17 protein-coding genes, 1 pseudogene and 1 riboswitch are annotated in these 23,083 nt (G+C 63.5%); of the genes and pseudogenes, 12 read left to right on the top strand and 6 right to left on the bottom strand.

Going from position 1 to position 23,083, the window contains the following annotated elements; genetic code table 11:
• Positions 1 to 153: 153 nt before the first annotated feature.
• The 6 genes and pseudogenes from C8P69_RS19840 to C8P69_RS19820 form a co-directional block, all read left to right on the top strand.
• Positions 154 to 737, top strand: a pseudogene (locus tag C8P69_RS19840) (helix-turn-helix domain-containing protein); the annotation flags it as partial.
• A 65-nt stretch (positions 738 to 802) separates the two neighbouring features.
• Positions 803 to 931 carry a hypothetical protein gene (locus tag C8P69_RS24480; RefSeq protein ID WP_281260080.1) on the top strand — a complete coding sequence of 43 codons (129 nt, stop codon included), beginning with the start codon at positions 803 to 805 and terminating at the stop codon, positions 929 to 931.
• 57 nt (positions 932 to 988) lie between these two features.
• Positions 989 to 1,372, top strand: a complete 384-nt coding sequence (locus C8P69_RS19835) for a hypothetical protein (RefSeq protein WP_146167387.1) — start codon at positions 989 to 991, stop codon at positions 1,370 to 1,372.
• A 596-nt stretch (positions 1,373 to 1,968) separates the two neighbouring features.
• Positions 1,969 to 2,928, top strand: a complete 960-nt coding sequence (locus tag C8P69_RS19830; RefSeq protein ID WP_146167386.1) for a trypsin-like serine peptidase — start codon at positions 1,969 to 1,971, stop codon at positions 2,926 to 2,928.
• Positions 2,925 to 4,235: a hypothetical protein gene (locus C8P69_RS19825; protein ID WP_108179173.1), complete on the top strand. Its 1,311-nt coding sequence runs from the start codon at positions 2,925 to 2,927 to the stop codon at positions 4,233 to 4,235. The genes C8P69_RS19830 and C8P69_RS19825 overlap by 4 nt, the downstream gene beginning before the upstream one ends.
• Positions 4,232 to 6,685: a DNA/RNA non-specific endonuclease gene (locus C8P69_RS19820; protein ID WP_170118311.1), complete on the top strand. Its 2,454-nt coding sequence runs from the start codon at positions 4,232 to 4,234 to the stop codon at positions 6,683 to 6,685. Before C8P69_RS19825 ends, C8P69_RS19820 begins: the two co-directional genes overlap by 4 nt.
• A gap of 22 nt (positions 6,686 to 6,707) precedes the next feature.
• On the opposite strand, the gene C8P69_RS19815 is transcribed toward C8P69_RS19820, so the two are convergent.
• Positions 6,708 to 9,521, bottom strand: coding sequence for a phospholipase D-like domain-containing protein (locus tag C8P69_RS19815; protein ID WP_108179171.1), 2,814 nt, complete (start codon positions 9,519 to 9,521; stop codon positions 6,708 to 6,710).
• Between the two features lie 168 nt (positions 9,522 to 9,689).
• Here C8P69_RS19815 and C8P69_RS19810 point away from each other — a divergent pair, with 168 nt between their 5' ends.
• The gene (locus C8P69_RS19810; protein ID WP_108179170.1) at positions 9,690 to 12,533 is read left to right on the top strand and encodes a S8 family serine peptidase; all 2,844 of its coding nucleotides are present in this window, start codon (positions 9,690 to 9,692) and stop codon (positions 12,531 to 12,533) included.
• A gap of 132 nt (positions 12,534 to 12,665) precedes the next feature.
• Here C8P69_RS19810 and C8P69_RS19805 read toward each other — a convergent pair.
• From C8P69_RS19805 to C8P69_RS19790, 4 genes are all read right to left on the bottom strand, one after another.
• Positions 12,666 to 13,768, bottom strand: a protein-coding gene (locus C8P69_RS19805; RefSeq protein ID WP_108179195.1) for an IS3 family transposase whose coding sequence is annotated in 2 segments (ribosomal slippage) — positions 12,666 to 13,507 and positions 13,507 to 13,768 — 1,104 coding nt in all. Because the reading frame shifts where the segments join, the coding sequence is not laid out codon by codon here.
• A 621-nt stretch (positions 13,769 to 14,389) separates the two neighbouring features.
• Entirely contained in the window at positions 14,390 to 15,277 is an 888-nt protein-coding gene (gene panC / locus C8P69_RS19800; RefSeq protein ID WP_108179169.1) for a pantoate--beta-alanine ligase, read from the bottom strand.
• A 19-nt stretch (positions 15,278 to 15,296) separates the two neighbouring features.
• A complete protein-coding gene (locus tag C8P69_RS19795) occupies positions 15,297 to 16,559 on the bottom strand; it encodes a D-amino acid dehydrogenase (protein WP_108179168.1) in 1,263 nt (420 codons plus the stop codon).
• 139 nt (positions 16,560 to 16,698) lie between these two features.
• A riboswitch (glycine riboswitch) is annotated at positions 16,699 to 16,796 on the bottom strand.
• Between the two features lie 33 nt (positions 16,797 to 16,829).
• On the bottom strand, positions 16,830 to 17,339 hold the full coding sequence (locus tag C8P69_RS19790; RefSeq protein WP_108179167.1) for a MarR family winged helix-turn-helix transcriptional regulator: 510 nt from the start codon (positions 17,337 to 17,339) through the stop codon (positions 16,830 to 16,832).
• 168 nt (positions 17,340 to 17,507) lie between these two features.
• On the opposite strand from C8P69_RS19790, the gene C8P69_RS19785 reads away from it, so the two are divergent.
• The 3 genes from C8P69_RS19785 to C8P69_RS19775 are packed head-to-tail and all read left to right on the top strand — an operon-like array spanning position 17,508 to position 20,507.
• Positions 17,508 to 17,972, top strand: coding sequence for a tripartite tricarboxylate transporter TctB family protein (locus C8P69_RS19785; RefSeq protein WP_108179166.1), 465 nt, complete (start codon positions 17,508 to 17,510; stop codon positions 17,970 to 17,972).
• Between the two features lie 10 nt (positions 17,973 to 17,982).
• Complete coding sequence (locus C8P69_RS19780; RefSeq protein WP_108179165.1) at positions 17,983 to 19,482, top strand: tripartite tricarboxylate transporter permease; 1,500 nt, start codon at positions 17,983 to 17,985, stop codon at positions 19,480 to 19,482.
• 35 nt (positions 19,483 to 19,517) lie between these two features.
• A complete protein-coding gene (locus C8P69_RS19775) occupies positions 19,518 to 20,507 on the top strand; it encodes a Bug family tripartite tricarboxylate transporter substrate binding protein (RefSeq protein ID WP_108179164.1) in 990 nt (329 codons plus the stop codon).
• 52 nt (positions 20,508 to 20,559) lie between these two features.
• Here the strand turns inward: C8P69_RS19775 and C8P69_RS19770 are convergent, their stop codons facing one another.
• Entirely contained in the window at positions 20,560 to 21,477 is a 918-nt protein-coding gene (locus C8P69_RS19770; RefSeq protein ID WP_108179163.1) for a LysR family transcriptional regulator, read from the bottom strand.
• A gap of 131 nt (positions 21,478 to 21,608) precedes the next feature.
• On the opposite strand from C8P69_RS19770, the gene C8P69_RS19765 reads away from it, so the two are divergent.
• Both C8P69_RS19765 and catC read left to right on the top strand, forming a co-directional pair.
• Positions 21,609 to 22,790 (top strand): muconate/chloromuconate family cycloisomerase, encoded by a 1,182-nt coding sequence (locus C8P69_RS19765; RefSeq protein ID WP_108179162.1) that lies wholly within the window; start codon positions 21,609 to 21,611, stop codon positions 22,788 to 22,790.
• Between the two features lie 2 nt (positions 22,791 to 22,792).
• On the top strand, positions 22,793 to 23,083 hold the full coding sequence (catC, locus tag C8P69_RS19760; protein WP_108179161.1) for a muconolactone Delta-isomerase: 291 nt from the start codon (positions 22,793 to 22,795) through the stop codon (positions 23,081 to 23,083).

Raw genomic sequence — 23,083 nt, 5'->3', positions numbered from 1 at the left:
TCGCGGACCTCAGGTGAGAACTTGTTCGTCGTCTTGCTCGTCATGGCTCCATCCTACTTGGAAGTTGGAGCCTCCGGCAGACCCGGGGCGGTTCATACGGACTTGCGAGACATCTTTTCAGTGAAGCCCTTGCGGGCGGAAGGGATGATGGCGATGCACAAGTTCAGGCGCGAGGTGGAGCACAAGCTTCGGGTTCTCAAGCATGCTGAGGCCATTGGTGATGTCGGGCGGGCATGCCGATATTTTGGTGTCGGTCGCGCCAGCTTCTACAGGTGGCGGGATGCCTACCGGAAGCATGGCCGCGTCGGCCTGGAGAACCGCAAGACCATCCCGAAGAACCCCGCCAATCGCACGTCCGCCGAGATCGTCGAAAAGTCCTGCATCTGCGGCGGACCTATCATCTCGGCCCGATGCGCATCTTCTGGTATCTGGCGCGCTATCACACCATCAAACTCTCCGATGCCGGCGTCTACCGCATCCTCAAGCGTCATGGGCTGAGCCGCTTGCCGGGCGGCACGCGAGTCCGCAAGGTCCACACCAAGCGCTACGAGAAGCAGGTGCCCGGCCATCAGATCCAGTTCGAGGTCAAATTCCTGAAGTTCGATGGCAAGGACGGTAAGCCGGTCAAACGCTACCAGTACGCTGCGATCGACGATGCAACCCGGGTCCGCGCCCTGAAAATCTATGACCGCCATAACCAGGCGAATGCCATCGACTTCATTGACACAGTGATCGACTTCACCTTCGATGTCTTGAAGGACCAACCCTAACGCACAGAACCATTGCTGGAGGAGATTGCATCATGACCACGAAGCAACAAGATGCGATGATCTGGATGAACACGACGTTTGGTGCCGACATAGACGCCGCGCCGGCCGGTACACCGATCCCCAAGAAGCTGGTGATCGCGATCGGCATTCAGGAGACCTAATACATCTGGGCCAAGATGTATAAGACCGCGACACCCGCGGAGGTGCTGGCGGTGTGCGTGGGCGACACGCTCGACTACCCCAGGCGCAAGTCAGCCTGGCCTAAGAACCGTGCGGAGCTGGAGCTGCATCCGCGCGGCAGGGACATGTTCAAGGTCGCACGGGCTGCGCTGGAGCGGATCGCGAAGATCAACCCGGGCTACGCAGGGCCAGCAAAGAACCCGGACAAGTTCTGCCACGGATTTGGGATGTTTCAGTACGATATCCAGTTCTTCAAGGCGAGCGCGGCGGACCAGAACTACTTCCTCAAGGGCGAATGGGCGACATGGAATGGCACGCTCGGCCGCGGCGTATCGGAGCAGAAAAGCAAGCTGACCGCGCTCTACGGTGCCGGCAAGGCAAGCCTCAGCCACGACGAAAGCGTCTATCTCGGCATCGCCTAAAACCGCGGCGCGAAGCGCACCAAAGACGATATGGCGACGAAGAAACTCAAACAGGGACACAAGGACAGCAGCGGCGTTTTCTACGGCGAACACATCGACGCAAATCTCAAGGCGATGAAAACGTTGTTCTAGAACCAAAGCGCAAAGAACGGTCGCCCCCGCGTCCCGCTTCGGGAAAGATCAAGCAATTGCACGCCGCGCGTGGTTTGTTATTCTCAACGTCCCTCGGCGGAAGAAAGCTCGACCGACGGAAAACCATCGGCTCGATGACGAGCAATGCAGCTGCGCTGCTTCCCGTCGGGCAACTGCCGGCAGTGGGTTGACGGGGATCGGAATCTTGTTGGGCACTGACGAAAAGGACATTCTCGTTAAGCTCAAGGCCCTGCTCGGCGAGGCGGCCAGCAGCCGGAATCTCATTTCATGGTTCGAGCGGGCGACAGGCAGGGAATACGCCGACTACGTCTCGACTGATCTGGCCAAGAGCGAACAGATCGAGAAGCTTCTCATAAGACTGCTGAGCCAGGAGACCGAAGAGCCCCGGAACACTCGAGCTGTTCCTGATCGAGGTGTACCGGAGCCGACCATTGCGGCAAGACTTGCGCGAAGCGATCGCCGGTATCCGTCCGCGCATCCAAGACTTCGCAAAGGTCGAGAACGCTCGCGTCAAGGTGATCCACGGAGACGGCCCCGAGCCGAGCATCGGCCCGACCAAGGATGGCCTTGGTCAGGACTTCCACGAGCTCGTGGAACTGCAGAAGATCACGAACCCGTCGATTCCCATGATTAACGGGCGCGTCTGGGCAAAGCGGCTGTACGACAATCTCTGCAGGGTCTGTCAGATAGAGGTCGATCAAGTTGCGCGGGGGACGGGCTTTCTCGTGGGGCCGAATGCCGTGCTCACGAACTGGCACGTCGTCGAGAATGCCGCGCCCCAGTCCATCCGTTGCCGCTTCGATTATGCGATCGATATGGCTGGTGCCGCGAGGGATGGCACCGTCGTCGAACTCTCCGACCCCGGGATCGTCCTATCAAGCCCTTACTGGGCCAACGAGAAGAAAGGGCTGCGGACGCCCGGCGGCGCGCCGCCCGACTGTCTCGACTTCGCGCTGCTGCACATCAACCGGGACCAACTGCGTCGGCCGGAACCGAGGCCAGCGCTCGATGAGCTGCCGACGCCGGAGGAGCGCGGTTTCGTTCAGATACCCGCCAATCCCATCATGCCAAACGCCGGCCATCCGCTCATCATCCTGCAACATCCTCAAGGACTGCCAGTGCAGGCTGCGCTCGATACCAGCGGAGCCATCGGCTGGGAGCTGAGCGATCAGAATGGAAATCTTTACTGGACAGGCCCCGAAAACACGCGGTTCCGCTACCGTACGAACACGATGGGAGGCTCGTCCGGTTCGCCGTGCTTCAGCATGGACTGGAAGCTCGTGGCGCTCCACCACATGGGACACACGGGCAGCGCGCTCGCGCCGGTTGCAAACCAGGGCGTTCCCGTAGGGCTTATCCGCAAGAAGATCGTCGAGGCAGGCTTCGAAAGCTATCTCTCATGACGCTTCAATCTCCACTCACGATCAAACGCAACTCTCCGCTCGTCAGAAAGCTCATCGACGACGCCGCCGAAGCGATCAAGGGGCCTTTGCTGATCAATCTGGTCGAACAGTTCGCGGGCGATGTGGACCCGGAAGATATACCCGATGGAGAGAAAGCCACTCCGAGGAGCCGCCTCGAGGATTGTCTGGCGCTCACCCACTACGAGGGGTCATCTTTGGATTTCCTCGGCCGCGCTCTGCATGCGGTCTGGCTTGATCCCGCCATTCGCAATGCTTTGCTGAGGGAGGAGCCGATCTTTGCCCGGCCCGTCCCTACAGGCGTGTTCGTGCGCACCGTGCAAGAACTCAGGGATGGGCTGTCTACCCTTGACGGCAAGATCGCGACGGAACCGGCTTTTCGCAGGAAATTGATAAACACCGGCGGACACCTCCAGAAGCTCGCCCAGCTCCTCCGCACGATCTGTGCGGCGAAGAGGCTTCATTCGGAGCTTCTGCGCCTGCAGTCCGCATCGGCTGATCAACTGGACAAACGGGAGCAACTGATCGTTCGGGCGACTACGCCGAAGGTTGCGATCGATGCCGTCCTGACCGTGGCCGCCGCCGTCAGGAAAGATCTTCCCGGATCGACCAGAACGACCCTTGAGCCCAGGCTCGCTGAACTGGCTGCCACCTCCGCCGGGCGGGACGCGGCGCCAGGGGCCCTGGCAACGCAAAGACTGACGGTCGCGATCCGAGATCTTCTCGAAGGGGGACTTGGGTTGATCGTCGATGACGTAATGAAGGCCACGGAGGCCATAACCTATCGCAGCCTGATCGAGGTCATCAGCATCAACGCGGACAGATCGCTCCACTGGCCGATCTACCTGGTGTCCGTGATGTGGCGGCAGGCCGTCTTCTCGCTCGGCATCTGGCGGGAGACGGTGGAGGAGCTCCTGGAGCTGCTCAAGCAGTGCGAAGCATTCCGGAGCAATGGCACAAGGCCTGATTGGGGAACGCTCTACAAGATCGAGGACTACCTCGATCTGCTGACGAGAGGCAATGCGGGTGGCGACAATGGTATCCGTGACCTGATCGGAGAGGTCAAGGATGCGGCCACCGCCTTCGACAACGTGCTCGATCTGGACGCCGGCGACCCAGCGCTTGAGACGGAGGCTATCGATCAGCTCGAAGCCGCCTGTCATGAACTGGTGGAGGAGGTTCGCTTGCAGCGCCTGCTGGCTGACAAGCCGATCGAGGAGTTCGTGACAGCATTCAGCAGGCTCATCCCGGTTGTCGCAACTCTCAGCACGACAGTGAGGAGGATATGACGATGGAGTCTTCTTCAACGCCGGATGATTTCGAGATCGGCGACGTCGCTCGCGCCAGGGCCATTACGCGCCTTGGCCGATTAAACGAAAAGCACATTCTCCACATGCCGGCCCCCGAACAGGTGGACAATGCGGAACTGGCGGGATTGATCGCAGAGGCGCGGGATTGCGCCGCGACGGATGATCTTGCGACGAACCGGGCGACCGCGAACCGTATCGCGCGCTTCTGGACCGCAGAAGCCCTGCGGAGGAAGCATGCGGATGGAGAGGCTGGCCCGGGGACGCAGTCCTCCGAGATGTACTCGAAGATCATCGAGCCGGCCCGGCTCGATCTGCGCGACGATGGAAGCACTGTCCAGCCGTCGCCGCGAGGCCGCGACGGCCTTGATAGATCCGCGTCGGCCCAGGCGACCGCTCTTCTGGGCTTCCGTACACGCGCCCGGCAGTGGAGGCGCGCAAACGGGCAGAGCGCTTACCTTCTGGAAGGCACAGCGCTGAGCGAAGCGAGGCAGTTCGTCGCCGACGACAGAGACGTCGCCGCACTGGTTCAGGCGAGCGACGACCATGCCAGGAGCGCGAAGCGCAAGTTCAGCGCCATCGCTGCTGCTATCAGCTTATGCTGCCTGACAATCGCAGCCCTCGCAATTTATCAGTGGCGGAAGGCAGACACACAGCGGGCACGGGCGGAGGAACAAAGCGAACGAGCCAATTACGAAGTCGCATCGTCCAAAGCGGATGCGCGGGAAGCCCGCGACGACTTGCTGAGGCTTGGTCGCCGCCTGTCCGAAACAACCGAGAAGCTCGAGCAGGCCGAGCTCGACAACGCCAAACTTCGCGAGCAGCTGGCAGTCCAAATGATCACCGTTCGCAACGGCGTGACTAGCCAGAACATGGCGAACGCTACACTGCCGACGGGCTACAGGACTGATTTTCTCGATGTGCCAAGTGATTGCGTCACGAATGCGCAGAAAACGTCGGGCGGCGGGCTGGAGATGCCCGCGTTCCGGGCCGACTTCCAAGCCGGTCTTGCGAATGGCGGCCGCGCCATTCCCTTCAACAACTTCTCGTCGCTCATGAGCGCGGTCTGGCGGCTGCCCGTCCTGACAGCGAGCAATATCTGCCGCTCCAGGCTTCTCGGCGTTGCGGCGGCCAACGTACCCGTTGCGACGACTCGGCAGGTCGACCTGGCGGAGCAGCGAGTGCAATCCTGGTACGACCAAACAGGCTTCCAGCCGCTGCGGCTCGTTTCGCCGCAAGAGATCGCGTGGGGCGGGGCTGCGGAACGGACGTCGGCGAATGGGCTCGCGTTCGATGCTTCGGCCGAGACGAGCTATTCCGCCAATGTCGTTCCCGCCACGCCGGACGCCATTCGGAACTGGGAGGCGCTGCGGCTTTACGCGATGGCCGGCTTCAGTCCGGAAAGCCGGAACGTCACCGTGTTCTCAGGTCCGGTGATCCGCAAGGTTTCCCCGTCAGGGGTCGCCCCGATTTACCCGCCACAGGCGTACTGGATCGTGATGGTGGGTGTCGGCGCGAACGCCCGGCCGGTTGTCGAGGCCTATGTTTTGCCGGCTGGCCTCGCATCCCCCACGGGGCTCGACAAGCGGGAAGCCTCCGCTTTGCGCCTGCTTCTGCAAGCCACAACCTCCTCGGTCGCCGCAATCGAGCAACTGACGACGCTGAGTTTTCCGAGCGGCCTGCGGACTGGAGATGGCGAAAGGACTTTAGCGTCGACGCCGGACGCGCCCTCGAACACCGCGGCGCAGATCGTGGCGCGGGTGGTGGATTTGGATCACCCCGATCTCAACACGCGCCGCAGCGCAACGCAGGCGCTCATCACCGCGCTGCGTGACGGCGGGCTGACCCCGCCCGAAGATCAAGGACGCGTAATCGACGCTCTTCTTGGGCTATTTGATCTGCCGAGCTTCCGCCAGTTATCGGCGAATGCGCGCGTGAATCTGGCACTGGTTCTGGCGGCGGTGCCGGAGGCGACGTGGGATCGCGACGATATCCGCCGTCCGAGGGCCCGCGCGCGCCGCGCCATCGTCGACATCGAAAACGCGGTCGCCCGCAACGATCTACCCGCCATGCCGATGGCCATGGGGCATCTTGCCAATGCGAAGGCCAAGCTCGGCTTCGAGCTTGGTCTGAACCGAACTGTGTTTATCCAGTTCGCGGGGATGTCGCGCGTGGATGCCGAGCTTATGCGCAGCCGCCTGCAGACGCTTGGCTGGTACTTGCCAGAGGCGGAAAGGACATCGAACGCGGCCGGCCTGAACGAGGTGCGCTTCGCGCCGGCCGACGATCAGGCCGGTCGCCAACTCGCTGACGACATCGAGGCCCTGAGCCCGCCGCTGCGCCGCGAGATGGCGAGGCGGCCGACAAGCAGGGTCAATGCAGCGCGGCCGGAGATATGGATAAGCGCTCCATCCACGCCAAGGGAAAGGTGAGACGCTGGCGAAGGAGCAGGATTCAGTCGTCGAGCATCGCCAGATAGCGCCCAAGGCTCATGCGGGAGGAGCCTGGCGTTTCCTCCGCCGCTGCAGAAGCGGGAACGAGAACGGGCATCTCCTTGACGAAGCGCTTGGCCTTCACCGGGTTGGCGCGCTGCCAGTCGATCAGGAAGGCGTCGCCGTAGTACGCGGCTACGCGCGCGTCCTCGATGACGAGGGAGGCGTCGCGATTGAACGAGACGCCGTCACCGCTCCAGTTGTGGCTGCCGATCAGGACACGCTCACCATCCACCACCATGCCCTTGGTGTGGGTGTCGTCGAGCTGCCTCAGACAATCGTCGATGTCGACGCCTTTCGACTTCAGGTACCAGGCCACATGTCGGTTGTCGCTGAGCGCGCTGTTTCCCGTCCTGAGGATCAGCCGAGCGTCATCGAGCGTCTTCAGCTTGCCGACCAGCGCATCTATCAGTTCGTCGATATTGCCGCGATGTACCCGCGGATCGGCGCGCATGCCGATGTACGGGATCTGGAACCAGAGCTGATGCTTGGCCGAACCGATGAGCTTGAGAACGGCATCTGTGAAGACGCGCCCTTCTTGATCCGGCGTGAGCAGAGGCGTGATCTTGAACACGTCATCGAGGACGAGTGGTTGCAGGATGCGGGAGGGCGGCCGACGCTCCTCGACAGGTCTCTCGACGACCGCCGGGGCGATGACGTCGAAAGCCGGAAGGACCGACTCCCTGTCAGCGATCAGCGCGCGCGATCGCGCGAAGTCCTGGCGGAGATGGCTGCGGAACCGTCCGGAGAGCGTCTTGCTCCTGACGATAATGTGCCAGTCCCTGTTGCCCGGCAAGTCATCCTCCAGCGCGCGCTCACGCTCGCGGTCGCTGACGAGGGGCTGGCTGGAGGTGTTCTTCCAGTTGCCCGACGACAGCCAGAACACGTCGTCATCGCGCACTGTCACCTTGATATGGTAGGAGTTCTTGATGAGCCCGGAGCGACCTTCCGGCACCTTCACGAACGTGAAACGGCCGTCATAGTCCTTCACCCATTCCGCGAATGTCTCGACCGTATCGAACTCGAGCTCATCGTGCGGCCCTTCCTTAGCGGTACCGTGGGCGTCGGTCTTCGGCAGGCTGGCGTTGTCGATGCAAAGATGCATCACTGCTCCGGCCTCAAGCCTCGCCTTGACGAACTCCGCGATCACGGTGCCCTTGAACTCGTATATGCCCGAGTCGTACCGCTTAATGTCGCCCTTCGTCAGGAAGCCCTCGAGCTCGTCGAGCCCGTACTCCGGACTGAGATGGGCGCGGATCGACATGTGCTCTTTCACCGGCGCGAAGGAGAATTCGGGGCCGGTGCGGGCTTCATCGTCATAGGCTATGATGTTCGCAGCCTCGAGCGCGGGTTCCGCCTCAACCTGCTCCGACAACGTCGCCGCCTCATATCGTACCGGAAAACCGTTGAAGGATTGCGGGCCGGACGTCTGCAGGTCATACAACCGGTTGGGCTGTACGGAGACGGCTATGAACGGGTCGCCACCGATACGTCCGTCGCGCTCGTCATAGCCGACACGGGCGGCGATGACGCCGTTCTGCCGCTGGTCGAGAAAACCGCAGACAGCGCTCTCGACATCACCCGCTGGCGACGCTCCCGGAACCGCGCCTCCCTGCACCGCCACAATCGGTTGCTGGCCGATCTGTCCGCCGTTCACCGAAATGGTGATGGTGACGACCGCGGGCCCGCTTCCACCGGGGGCGGCCGCCACGGGGCGTGGTGATGTCTCGATCAAGGGCGGCTGCGTCCAGCGCCGACGCGCCTTGTAGTCCGCGAGGACAGCGGCGGGGACTGCGTGATTTTCGGACTTGTAGACGCCGGCGAAGTGCAGGGCCTCCACGCGGCCCTGCTTCAACGAAACGACAGCGGACCCAGAATTGCCGCCGAGCGTCGTGCAGTCATGCGTGAGCAGGTCTGGCCCGTTCGTTTCGACGAGACCGGGCGCCAACCGCTTCACGTCATAGACGCCAAGGAACAGGGCCTTCATCAGTTCCTGGTCGGGAATGATCCGCTTCGGGGCTCGGGCGGGGTAGCCGATGGCGCACACGAGGTCTCCGGAGGCGGCCGGGGTCGTCGCGATCGGCAGTGGCGCGAGCGTTCCGCCAATGTCGGACGCCGCGAGCTTTAGAAAGGCGATGTCATGCGGGCCGCCCTCGGGCGCGATGTAGAGGATCTCGGAAATCGCAGCTGAAAAGCCTCCTTCGGGATCCGCCTCGAAATGCCCGGTGTTCCATTCGATGGAGAGAGGCCGCCCCGAAGCACCGATCCTGAACGCGTAGCGCCGTCCGCTTTGCTTTCCGATGACCGAGGCCACATGGGCGTTGGTAACGATGATGCCATCGTCGATCAGCCAGCCCGTTCCCGCGAAGGGCATGCTCGCCATGCCCTCGACATCAATGCGCCCGATGCGCGCGATGACCGGATTGATCCTGTCGGCGGCCGCCTTCAACTCTGCGTCCAGCTTCTCGGCTTCCGGCCCCATTAGCGCGACCTTCGCCACGTCGAAACCCATTGGGCCATCGGGCGCTGCGGCCTTTGTGGCGAAGTAGACGGGTCGCTCCTGGGACACAATGGTTTCAAGGACCGCCCGGTCGGCGGAGCGGGCGAGTGCGATCAACCTGTCGGGCGTGACGGCGGACGGCGCCTCCCGCGTCGCCCGTCCTTTTCTGTCTGACGCCTGGAGCAGCTCGGCATAGCGCTGCGCCGCCGACGGATTGTCCATCGCGTTGCGGGCGATGATCCTGGCAACAAAATCCCCGATATCGCGATTGCGCATTTTACTTCCTTCCTAAAGAATTATTTCCTCGTTTGCTGCAAAGCGGAGTTTGAAAAAGATTGACCGGAAGCATCAAGTCTTGAGATGCTGTCGTATCAATTCAGATTTCAAGTTTGATGACAAGATCGGTAGTCGCTGTGTCGTTCCCAGATCGTGGAGGATGGTCGAATGGCGGACGATGAATCCGGACTGCGCAGCCTTTCCGCCGCGTCTCTGATCCGGCTGCCCGCCCACGGTAAAGACCAGTCGGCGCGTTTGATCATCGGGGCGGACAAAGGGGCCGATGCTCTCGCCGCCGCCGCCCGCGTTGCTGAACGGCTAGCGGAGTTTCAGCCGGTCGCGCGGCTGCTCAGTCCGCTGTCAACGGACGTCGCCGTCATCACGCTCCCGGGTTTCGGCTTCAGCCACGATCTCGCGGCCGTTTTCGATTTTGCGGAAGCGCTCTCGCGGGCGACAGGCGTCGCGATGATCGAACCTGAATTCGCCTACGCGCCCAACATCGATGAGGAGACGAAGCCAGGGGCTGCCATTCCCGAGGGCGCTTTCGCCGTTCCGGGTTGCTGGGTTGGGGAGGATCCCGCTCTTGATGGCGATACGGCATGGGCCCCGGCGATGATCCGGGCACCGCAGGCCTGGGCTTTCTCGAAGGATGGCGGAAGACCGGCGGCGGGCAAGGGCGTCATCATCGCGCATCTCGACACCGGCCTCACCGACCATCCTGAGCTTGCGGGTGCAACGCTGCTTTCTGGCCTTGACCTGATCGACGGCGACGCGATGCCCCAGGATCCGCTGGATCCTTCATCGGGGAACCCGGGGCATGGGACATCCACGGCAAGCGTCATCGTCTCCCAAGCCAAAGGCAAGGTCACCGGTTCGGCCCCCGCCGCCAGCCTGTTGCCCGTGCGCTGCATCTCGTCCGTCATCGTGGTCTTCGCGTCGCGCATTGCCGAGGCGATTGATCATGCGGTCGCCAGAGGCGCCCATGTGATCACGATGTCGCTTGGTGGCTTGTCGTCGTTCTCGCTCGAGCGCGCATTGGCGCGTGCCGTGGCTGCGGACGTGATCGTGCTTGCGGCCGCGGGCAATTGCGTGAAGGTTGTCGTCTACCCGGCCGCCGACCCGAACTGCATCGCTATCGGCGGCGTCAATGCGAAGTCCGAGCCCTGGCGCGGATCATGCCGCGGCCCGGAGGTCGACATCTGCGCGCCGGCCGAGAATGTGTTTCGGGCCAAGGCGGAGCCTGGAGGATCGGGCGGTTCGTCGCAGGGCGAGGGGACAAGTTACGCGGTCGCCCTCATGGCCGGCGCGACCGCCTGCTGGCTCGCCCATCATGGCCGCGCGCGCGCTATCGCCGCGGCGCGGAGCAAGGGGCTTTCGTTGCAGGAACTTTTCAGGCGCGCTGTCCGCGACACGGCGCGCCAACCCGCGGACTGGGACGCCATGCTCTTCGGCGCGGGCATCCTGAACATGGAAGCGTTGCTTCGGCTCGATCTGGACGCAATGCCGACGCGTGAAGGCGGGGCCGGCGTATCCTCTGCTCCGACGGGGGAGGGGCGCGTCAGGAATCTGCTGCTGTCACTGGCGGAGGAGCCGAGCGAGGCGCTCGCCGCCGCGCAGATCCACGCCGTACAGACGGAGATCATCGCGCAGGTCATGCTCCGCCGAACGGGAGACGCGCAGCGGACAGCCTCGCGCAGACTGACCGAGGCCATATCGGCCGAGGGTGTCGCGGCCCTGAGCCTGTCCGCGTGTTCATCCGATGCGCCCGCGGCCCCCTCGCTGAAGCCGCTTGCTTTGTCGGCCGACACGCGCGCTGACGCGATGCTTCGCCACCTGAGGAAGCGTCTGGTGGCCAAGGTGGCCGGCCTCGAGGCGGCGGAGCTGGAGAACGTCCCGGATGATGCGCCACTCCCGCCTTTCGAGGACGCCCTCGCGGCGTTCGATCCGGCCAACGTCGACGCCTTCATTGCCCGCTTCCCCAAGGGCGAAGTCGCATGTCCTGACGACATTAAGCGCGCGCTTGGTATCATCTGGCGGCAGGCGAAGCCGGCCTATGGCAAGCTCAACAGCCCGGGCGGCATCAGCCAGGCGAGCGCGGGTGACAAGGCGGCGCTCGAGGCTGTCGTCAACTTTGACGGCTCAAGCCCAAGCCTTCTCCTTCGCCAGTCGCAGGTCGATATCGCGCATCCGCTGGCCGGCGCATGGGCCGAGAGCCTGTTCCTCGCGAACAGTGGGCTCCTGAGGGATGTCGCGCCGGCGATCGGCCGCATCCAGCGTCTCGATGGCGGGCCTGCCGCATTCTTTGGAACCGGATCCCTCGTCGCTGGTGCAAAGAAAGGCGATCCACCGCTGGTTCTGACGAACTTCCATGTGCTTCAGCAGATCCTGCGCTCGCCAGGGGTTCAATACCGCCTGAGCGGCAGCAGGATGGCGATCTATGGTGGACCGGGACTCGACTTCGACGGCGAGATCGATAGTCCCGTCAGGGTCACCCACAAGATCGCCGCGGCGCGCTTGCCGAAGGGCTGCGGCCAGACCGCCGGCGCGATCGACGCCGTTGCGCTTGAGATCGCTCCGGTCGACAGGAGCAAGCCGGAGTTGCCGACGCCGATCCAGCTGTCCTCCGATGTCGCCCTGGCTGGGAACACGGCCGCGAAACTGATCGTGATCGGCTTTCCGGCCGACCCCAAAAGCAGCAGCGGCGTTGTCGATGGCGTGGACTGGAACTGGATCAGCAGCGTCCTGTTCGGACGGCGTTTCGGGCTCAAGCGCGCTGCTCCGGGCCTCGTCAGGACCGCTGTCAGCGGTTTGGGCGCAGACTGGCACGAGAGCGTCTTTGCCCATGACGCTTCGACGCTTGGTGGTTCATCAGGGTCTATCGTCTTTGGTCTCGCGACGGGAACGAGAGGCATGGGTCTGCATTTCGCCGGCCTCACTGGCCAGCGCAATGAGGCGCATGCCTTCGGAACGATCGCCGATGCATTGAGTGGCGTCGGCATTTGCATCGCGTAGTAAATAGCTCCGCCTTTTCTTGACGCCCTCTGACCTGCCACTGCTTTGTCATCCAGCGGCGGTTAGAGCCCCGGAAGTATTTGATCCGGTCCCATTCTTTGGACCGCCGGAAGGTGGAGTTTCCGGCGTGTTTCACGGCAGCTGGCTGGCTACGCCGCCGGGGTTCTGCAACGAGATCGGAGGCTTATGGCCGATCGCCCCATGCGGGCGCACCTCGTTGTAGTATCTGAGCCAATCCTCCATCTTTTCGCGGGCGTCGGCAAGCGTCAGGAACCAGTGCGCGTTCAGGCACTCGCTCCGGAACCTGCCGTTGAAGGCCTCGATGAAGGCATTGTCCGTGGGCTTTCCCGGGCGGGAGAAGTCCAGCGTCACGCCCTTGGCATAAGCCCAGAGGTCGAGATCGCGGGAGACGAACTCCAATCCCTGATCGACCCGGATCGTCCGGGGATAGCCAACCGCCGCGCAAACCCGCTCGAGCGTCGCAACGACATCCTCGGCCCGATAGCTGAACTTCGGGTCGATCACGGGCGAGAAGCGCGAGAAGGTGTCGACGACGGTGAGGACCCGGATCTTCTTGCCGGTGGCAAGCTGGTCATGAACGAAGTCCATTGCCCAGACATCGTTCGGCCGGGTCGCCGGCGCACGATCCTCGCGCAGCTTGGCCTTGACCCGGCGCTTTGGTGCCTTGTTCCTCAATTGTAGCCCCAACTCATTGTAAATCCTATGGGTTCTCTTGATGTTGATGTCCCATCCCTCGCGCTGGAGCATGACGTGGACACGCCGGTAGCCATACCGGATACGTGTCTCGCAGATCGCCTTGATCCGCGCCTCGATGCCGGCCTGGTCGCGCTTGCGTGACCGGTAGTGGAAGGTTGATCGATCGAATTCGAGGGCGCCACAGACCCTCCTGATCGAGACCTTCCACTCCTCGCAGATCACGTTCACCAGCTTGCGCTTACGCCCAGGCCTCAGATTTTTCGGCGGATGACGTCCTGCAGCATCTCCTTGTCCAGCGACAGGTCAGCCACGATCCGCTTCAGCTTGGCATTCTCGTCCTCAAGCTGCTTCAGCCGCCGCATCTCGGGCGGCGTCATGCCGTCATACTTCTTCTTCCAGTTGAAATAGGTCGCCTGGCTGATCCCGGCCTTCCGGCAGATCTCCGCCACCGTGACCCCGTCCGCCCCCTGCTTCAGGATGAACGCCTTCTGCGCCTCCGAGAACTTGCTCGCCTTCATCGTCTTCCACTCCTCCCAGCCAAGGGATTCTGACGCGGAAAACTCCAATCTCAAACGGTCCAGTTTTGTGGGATCAGATCATATCGAGGCAATTTTTTCACATTAAACAATTGATATCATTTTGAAAAACGGTTGGTGCGCCATGCGGTCGGGCGCGAACCGTTCTGGTGGGCATTTTCCCTGCAAACAGGGAAAAGAACAGGGAAACAGTGAAATGCCCGCCTCAAGCATTTTTTGGGAGCCGAAAACACCAAGGCTATTGAGGGAGATGCAGATGTTTTCCCTGTGCCGCGAAACAGGGAATTTTGGTGTCGCAAGCAGGGAAACGCGGGGCGCTGCGGTTCGCTTTCCGGGAAACGACTACCCCGCGAACCGACCATGGCGCCGATGTTTCTCGGGGACTGTTCGAAGGACGGACTGGCGGCGCATAAGTTGTCGAAATCGCCAAATGGTGATCCGTCAAGATGCAGCCGAGCGGATCGGGTCCGATCTTCGCCGACAGTGACCGGCGCTCCACGAACCCCGGCATACGGCTCGCGCGCGAGGTTTGGCTTTGGGCGATGACACAGCGCATCGCCACGACAAGTCTCTATGGTTCGATACGCGGCAAGGACGCCCGCCTCACGCCGATTGGATCGCGCTCTCGACCGGCATGTTGTCGATCAGCCGCGTGGTGCCCATCCGGGCCGCGACCAGGAGTCGGATCCGCTCGTTGCTGATCCGACCCAGCGGCAGCAACGTGTCGGCGTTCCGAGCCTCGATGTACTCGACGTCGAAGCCCGCCCGCTGGAGTTCCGCTGCACCCTCCGCCGTGGCCGCCCCATGCTCCGCGCCCGCCCGGATGCGCTCGGCCGCCGTCGCCATGACGCTCGGCAGTACCGCCGCCCGCCGGCGGTCCTCCAGCGATAGGAAGCGATTGCGCGAGGACATCGCGAGACCGTCGGCTTCGCGCACGGTCGGGCATCCGATCACCTCGGTCGCGATGTCGAGGTCAGCCGCCATACGCTGGACCACCTTGAGCTGCTGGTAATCCTTCTCGCCGAACAGGGCGATTTCGGCCTCCGCCGCAATGAAAAGCTTCGCGACCACGGTGGCGACGCCGGCGAAATGGGTGGGCCGGAAGCGGTCCTCAAGGCCGACATTGGCGGGGCCCGCCAGCGACACCGCGGTGGCGAAACCAGCCGGATACATGTCGGAAGCCTCCGGCGCGTAGACCAACGCCTCGCCGACGCTTGCAATCGCCGCGAGATCGGCGGCGAAGGTGCGCGGATAGGCGGCGAGGTCTTCTCCCGGCGCGAACTGCGTGGGATTCACGAAAATCGAGACGATGGCGCGGTCGGCCTCGGTGCGCGCCCGCCGAAGAAGCGATAGATGCCCCTCGTGCAGCGCGCCCATGGTCGGCACGAGTGCCACGCGTTCGCCCGCCGTGCGCCAGGCGCGCGACCAAGCCCTGAGTTCGCCGGGCTTCCGGACGATGTCGTGACCTGCGAACTCGGGCGAAGTCTTCATGTGGATCGCCTTCCTCGCCTCACGCGTTGACGCGGGCCGTGGCGAGCGCGCCGACCGCGTCGGCGGTCGCGGCCGACAACGTCCAGCCGAGATGGCCGTGGCCGGTGTTGTAAAACACACGCGGATGCCGACCACGGGCGACGCGCGGCAGCATGTCCGGCATCATGGGTCTGAGGCCAGTCCACGGCACGGACTGGCGGGTGCTCATGCCCGGGAAATGGGCCCGGCACCAGCGGATCAGCGGGTCGATGCGTTCGGCCCGTATGTCGCGGTTGTAGCCGTTGTACTCGGCGGTGCCGGCGACACGGAAGCGGTTGGGGCCGAGACGGCTCGTCACGATCTTCGCGGCGTCATCGAGCAGGCTGACCCATGGCGCGGCTTCCTGGTCCGCCTTTTCAGGCAATTGCACGGTGATGGAATAGCCCTTCACCGGGTAGATGTTCACCCGGTCGCCGAGCATCCGCGCGAGGTTGCGCGACGTCACGCCGCCGCAGACCACGACACGGTCGAAGACATGCACCTCGGTCGGCGGTTCGGTCTTTTCGAGATGCGGCTCTGTCGACTGGCTGATCACGGTCACGCCGTGGTCGCTCGCCTTGGTGGACAGCACCTCGTCGGACAAGCGCATTGTCACGCCGAGACGTTGGCAGGCCTTTGCGAGGCCGTTGGTGAACTTGTGGATGTCGCCGGTGAAGTCGCTCTCGGTGTAGAAGCCGCCATGGTAGGTCCCACGCAGCGCGGGCTCGATCGACTTGATCTCGGACGGCGTCACGGCGCGGCGCTCAAGGCCGCCCTTGGCGAGGAGCGCGCTGACGCGCGTCGCCGCCTCGAAGTCCTTCTTGTTCTCGTAGAAATGCAGGATGCCGCGCTTCTCGCAGTCGAAGGCGATGCCTTCGTCGGCCGCCATCCGCATGAGATGGGCGCGGGCCTCGATAGCAAGCCGCACGGTTGTAACCGTGTTCTCTTCGTATTTGGGGATCGAGCCGATGAACTCGAGCATCCACGAGATCTTGTGCCAGGAGGGGCGCGGGTTGAAGAGCAACGGCGCGCCCGGCGTCGTCATCCACTTGAGACCCTTCCACACAGTGGCCCAACTGTTCCACACCTCGGCGTTGGAGGCGGAGAGCTGACCGCCATTGGCGAAGGACGTCTCCATCGCCGTGTAGGGATGGCGGTCGAACAGTGTGACGCGAGCCCCGCGCTTGACCAGATTGTAGGCGGTTGTCACGCCAGTGATGCCGCCACCGATGACGGCGACGTTCAGGTTCTCGGGAGTAGACATGCGGCTTCTCCTTCCGCGCGACGCACGGATCAGAAGCCCCCTCTGTCATTGGCCTGAGAGCATCGCGTTCGGCCGCTCATCGGCCAGATCCGCTTACACCATCGGCGGGAGCCTGCGGGCTCCGCTTTTCAGAGTCGATCAAAAAGGCGCGGTCTTGGTGCCTGAGAGTTTCCGGGGCGGTTGCTCCTTCGGCGTCGCGGCGGCCCGAAAGCCCGCGAACTCTTCCGCGTGAAAGACCATACCCGAGAAGCATTGTCTGTCAAGTTAGTTTCATTTTCCAACAAAATCACGAGTTCGGTTGAACGGCTTGGCGCCGGCGCGCGCCCTGGGATAGCGGTTCGCGACCTCGCCGGCATACCCACCCTCGATCCAGACTTTGAGCCGTTCGACGGCGCTCAGAAAGGCCTCGCGTTCCGCCATGCTCAGGGGTGCCAGCATCAGTGTCTCGAACTCGGCGGTCAGCGGATCCGCCCGCTCGCACAAAGCCACGCCGTCAGGCGTAATCGTTAGGCCGAAAGCCCGCGCATCGCTCGGAATAGCGCTTCTTTCGATGAAACCGGCCTTGATGAGCTTCGAAACGGTCCTGGACGTCAGCGTCCTCTCGAATTTGGTCCGCTCTGCGAGGACGGTGAAGGTGATGCCCGGATTGGCGCGCACCAGGCGCAGCACGCGCAATTCGCGGACGCTCAACCCGATGCGGATTTCGAAGATGCGGTTGGCGCTGCCGATGCCGTCCTCGACGATCGAGGAGAGGAGATAGGTCAGTGATCGTTCGAGCATGGGTTGGTCCCTGGAGTTCCGCGCGGTGCCACGGCGACGGCATTGGAGAGCAATTATACAAGTTAGGTATCATTTATTGCGAATTTCAATTATTGCGTATTGCAACAAACTGCCCATGATCACCGCCGATCGCGCAACGAGACAACAAGCGCGACGAGGGAGGCGGCCATGGTTGTCGTCAAGAGTCCGAAGGAGTTCTACGCCGGGGCGATCTATTTGGCTTTCGGTGTCGCGGGGCTCTGGTTCGGATGGAACTACCCGATGGGAACCGCGGGCCGGATGGGTGCGGGCTATTTCCCCAAGGTTCTGTCGGCAGCGCTCATCCTTCTCGGCCTGGTCGCACTTGTGCGCGGTATCCGGATCAATGGTGCGCCGCTCGATCCCATTCGGCTGAAGCCGTTCCTGCTGATAGCCGCGGCCTGTTCGCTCTTCGGTCTGATGATCGAGCCGATCGGCATGATCGGCGGTCTTTTCGTGCTGATCCTCCTGTCGGCGATGGCGAGCCGCGAGTTCCGCTGGAGCCCCGTCGCGCTTCTCGGCGCGGCCGGCCTGGTCGCCGCCTGTGCGCTCGTCTTCGTCTGGGGTCTTTCCGTGCAGATGCCGCTTGTCGGCTCGTGGTTCACCGGGGGCTGAGGAGCGGATCATGGACATTTTCGCCGACCTGCTCATGGGTCTTTCGGTTGCGGCAACCCCGACGAACCTCGTCTGGTGCCTGATCGGTGTGTTTCTCGGGACCGCCATCGGCGTCCTGCCGGGCCTTGGCCCGTCGGCGACCATCGCCATGCTCCTGCCGGCTACCTTCGGCCTGGAGCCCGTCTCGGCGCTCATCATGATGGCCGGCATCTTTTACGGCGCGCAGTATGGCGGCTCGACGACTGCGATCCTGATCAACCTGCCGGGCGAGGCGACCTCGGTCGTGACCGCCATCGACGGCTACAAGATGGCCCGCAAAGGTGCCGCCGGCCGCGCGCTTGCGGTCGCCGCGCTCTCCTCGTTCTTCGCCGGCACGGTGTGCACCTTCCTCATCGCCTTCTTCGCACCGCCACTGACCGAACTCGCCTTCAGGTTCGGTCCGGCTGAGTATTTCGCGCTGATGGTGCTCGGGCTCGCCGCCTCCATCGTGCTGGCGAGCGGGCATATCCTGCATGCGATCGCCATGATCGCCCTCGGGCTGCTGCTCGGCCTCGTCGGCACGGACGTGAACTCAGGGCTTCAACGCTACGCCTTTGGCTTTCCTGAACTGGCGGATGGCCTCAACTTCGTCATCGTCGCTATGGGAGTGTTCGGGATTGGCGAGATCATCGCCAATCTGGAGGACGAGGCCCGCCGCGATCTCGGCTTCGCCAAGGTGAAGGGGCTGATGCCGACCCGCGAGGACTGGTCGCGCATGGTCGCGCCGACCCTTCGCGGCACCACTCTGGGAGCCGCGCTCGGCGTACTACCGGGAGGCGGAGCGGCGCTCGCGTCCTTCGGCGCCTATGCGCTGGAGAAGCGCGTGTCCAAGCACCGGGAGGAACTCGGAAACGGCGCGATCGAGGGCATCGCCGCGCCGGAGGCCGCCAACAATGCCGGCGCCCAGATGTCCTTTATTCCCATGCTGACCCTCGGCTTTCCGGCCAACACGGTGATGGCGCTGATGATCGGCGCGATGATCATGCATGGCATCCAGCCCGGCCCCGGCGTGATGACCGAACAACCGCGCCTCTTCTGGGGCCTGATCGCCTCGATGTGGATCGGCAACCTGATGCTGCTGGTACTCAACCTGCCGCTGATCGGGCTCTGGGTGCGCATGATCATGGTGCCATACCACTACCTGTTCCCGATGATCATCGTGTTCTGCGCGATCGGTGTGTTCTCGCTGTCGAACAACGCTTTCGACCTCCAGATCATGACCGCCTTCGGCGTGCTCGGGTATCTGTTCAAGAAGCTCGACTGCGAGCCGGCGCCCATGCTGCTCGGCTTCATTCTCGGCCCGCTGATGGAGGAGTTCCTGCGCCGCACGCTGCTGCTTTCGCAGGGCGACCCCTCCGTACTCCTAACGCGTCCGATCAGCGCGGTCCTGCTCATCGCCGCTGCCGCGATCCTGCTCAGCGTCCTTTTGCCTGCCTTCAAGCGCACCCGGTCACGCGCTTTCGCCCAGTGACCCTATCCATCAACGAACGACTTCAGGAGGACATCATGACCGAACTTTCCCGCCGCGAGGCGCTCGCCGCCGTCGCCGGCCTTACCGCACTCGGCTTCGGCACCGCGCCGGCAAACGCGCAGCTCGGGCCAGGCCGGACCCTGACCCTCATGGTTCCCTATCCAGCGGGCGGCCTGTCCGACGCCATCGCGCGCAACCTCCAGCCGGCGTTCCAGCGCGTGCTCGGTCAGACCGTGCTGGTCGAGAACCTCGGTGGCGCCAGCGGCGGCCTCGCCGCGCAGAAGCTGCTGCAGACGCGCGCCGATGGGCGGATGATCTTCCAGGGGTCGCCCAACGAGTTGATCCTGTCCCCGCTTGTCAACCCCGACATCAAGTTCCGCCCCGACCAGTTCCGCCACGTGACCCAGATCACGCGCAACCCGCTGATCCTACTTGTTCGGCCAGATCATCCGGCTAGCAATATCGACGAACTGGTCGCGCATGCGAAGGCCCAGGGTCGTCCCACGCCTTATGGGAGCGTCGGCGTCGGCTCGCTCTACCATGTTCTGTCGGAAGAAATGGCCAAGCAGACCGGCATCCGCGTCACCCATGTCGCCTACCGTGGCGCCGCGCCGGTGCTTCAGGATCTCGCCAGCGGCCAGATCGATTTCGCGATCCTGCCCTTCGCGACCTCCTACAAGCCGCTTCAGGACCAGAAGAAGCTGAAAATGCTCGGCTGGGTGTCGAAGTCGCGTGTCGACTTCCTTCCCGATCTCGTCGCCTTCGGTGAAAGCAAGGTGCTGCCGAATTTCGATCACTCAATCTGGGCCGGCATTTTCGTCCGCAGCGAGACGCCTGAGGACATCGTCCAGCGGCTGAACGAGGCGGTGGGCGAGGTGATGCGTACGCCGGAAGTTCGCACCGCGATCAGCAACACCGGCTCGATCGTGGTCGACGCCACCTCGCTCGCCGAGGCCCGGCGCTTCTACGAGGACCAGGTCCGTGTTCTCGACGCCATGACCCGCGAAATCAGCTTCCGGGTCTGAGCGACAACAGGCCTGGCGAGCGCCGGCGCGGCGACGCGCCGGCGTTTTGCTGTCAGACGGCCTTCTCGCTCGCGGTGGGGGCGGCTTCCCATTTGTCGAATTCCCGCACCAGCGTGATCAATTGCTGGAGCAGCCGTGAACCATCGTTCTTGCGGTAGCTCATGATGATCGGCGTCACCATTTTCGGCTCGTTCAAGTCGACGTAGGAGACATCGTCGCGGCCGAGCCGTCGTACCGAAGCTGGCACCACGCAGATGCCGCCGCCCGATGCCACGAAGCCGAGCGCGGTCTGCAACTCACGGGCTTCCGTCGCGATATTCGGCTCGACACCGGCCTCCCGATAGAAGCCGATGACCTGATCGGCGTAGCTCGGGCGAGGGGCCTTCGGGTAAATGATCAGCGGTTCGTGTGCCGTGTCGCGCAGGCGCGGCGCGGTCTCGCGGCTGGCGAGCGGATGCCCCTTCGGTGTCGCGATGCACAGCTTCTCTTCGCGGATCACCTTGCGCACAACCATTTCGTCGTCGAACCGCAGCCGCCCGAACCCGACATCGATGCGGCCGTCCTTAAGGGCGGCCACCTGTTCGATCGTGGTCATTTCCAGGAGATGGACCTCGACGCCCGGAACCGCGATGCGGAAGCGCCGGATCAGTTCGGGCAGGTCGTCATAAAGCGTCGAAGCGACGAAGCCGATGTTGAACTGAAGCACCAGCCCCTTGGCGATGCGCTTGGTCATCGCGCGCATGTCGTCGACGCGCTGGAGGATCTGGCGGGCCTGCTCGAAAAGGTATCGACCCGGCTCGGTGAGCGTGATGGGGCGGCCTCGATCGAGGAGCCTCACGCCGAGTTCATCTTCGAGCTGCTGGATCTGTCGGCTGAGCGGTGGCTGGGCGATATGCAGTTTTTCCGCAGCGCGGCTGAAGGATCCTTCCGCCGCGACCATGGTGAAATAGCGCAGATGGCGCAGTTCCATGACGTTTACCTCGTCAGGTCGTGCGGCCTTCATGGCTCGCTTCATACCTGTCGGGTATCAAAATAGACGCAATCGATCCTGTCCTGCAACACCGCGCGGACCTATCGTCGGCCCATCCAAGTGGAGCCGAGATGCCCGTGCCCAATACCGCGATCAGGATCGAACAGGTCGAGACCCTGCTGGTCGACCTTCCGACCATTCGCCCGCATCAGCTGGCAATGACGACGATGCGGGGCCAGACCCTGATGATCGTCCGGTTGCATATGTCGGACGGCGTCGTCGGTCTTGGCGAGGGCACGACGATCGGCGGGCTCGCCTATGGCGCGGAAAGCCCCGAGGGCATGAAGCTCGCCATCGACACCTACATCGCTCCGGTCCTGGCGCGGGCACGCCCTGAGCGCATTGGCGAGACTATGGCGCTGGTCGGCAAGGCGGTCCAGGGCAACAACTTCGCCAAATGCGCGGTCGAGATGGCGCTGGTCGACGCCATGGGTAAGCGCACCGGCCTGTCGGTCGCAGATTTCTTCGGCGGCCGCCAGCACGACCGGCTCCCCGTCGCCTGGACGCTTGCCAGCGGCGAAACGGCCAAGGACATCGCCGAGGCCGAGGAGATGCTGGCCAACCGTCGGCACAACATCTTCAAGCTGAAGATCGGCAAGGGCGATCCGAAGGGCAACATCGCCCATGTCGCGGCGATCAAGCGGGTCCTCGGCGACCGCGCTTCGGTGCGGGTCGACATCAATCAGGCCTGGAGCGAAGCGACCGCCTCGGCCTGTCTGCCGCTCCTCAAAGATGCGGGCGTTGACCTGATCGAGCAGCCGGTGGCGCTCAAGAACATAAGGGGCCTCGCCCGGCTCGCCCGCGAGACCTCTGTCGCGATCATGGCGGATGAGGCGCTGAACGGTCCCGAAACCGCTTTCGAGGTCGCACGCGCCGAAGCGGCTGACGTATTCGCGCTCAAGATCCTCCAGTCCGGCGGGCTATTCGCGGCAGCCAAGGTCGCGGCCATCGCCGAAGCCGCCGGGATCGGCCTTTACGGAGGCACGATGCTGGAGGGCGGCGTCAGCACGGCGGCGTCCGCGCATCTCTTCTCCACCTTCGCCAAGCTCGAGTGGGGCACGGAGCTGTTCGGCCCGCTGCTGTTGACCGAGGAAATTCTCCAGACGCCGCTCGACTACAGCGAATTCAGCCTCGCCGTTCCGACCGGTCCGGGGCTCGGGATCGTGCTCGACGAGAGCCAGATCGCGCGGTTCCGCCGCGATCGCCGGGAACGAAGCATTCACGTGCTGCCAACGCTCAAGACGGGATCCTGACCATGCTTTTCCAAGTCCAGATGGACGTGCGCATTCCCCACGATCTGCCGGCCGAGAAAGCCGACGCCTTGAAGAAGGCCGAACGCGAGCGCGCGCAGGACCTGCAGCGCACGGGAACATGGCGGCATCTGTGGCGCCACGCCGGCCGCTACGCCAACACCTCGATCTTCGAAGTGGGTGGCGCGCAGGAACTCCACGACATTCTTTCGACGCTGCCGCTGTTCCCCTTCATGGAGATCAGCGTCACGCCGCTCTGCCGCCACCCGTCCTCGATCCACGATGACGACCGCTGA

It is taken from the genome of Phreatobacter oligotrophus (assembly GCF_003046185.1).
GTDB lineage: Bacteria > Pseudomonadota > Alphaproteobacteria > Rhizobiales > Phreatobacteraceae > Phreatobacter > Phreatobacter oligotrophus.
The sequence above is the reverse complement of the archived record's forward strand: the minus strand, read 5'-3'. Positions and strand labels throughout refer to the sequence as shown.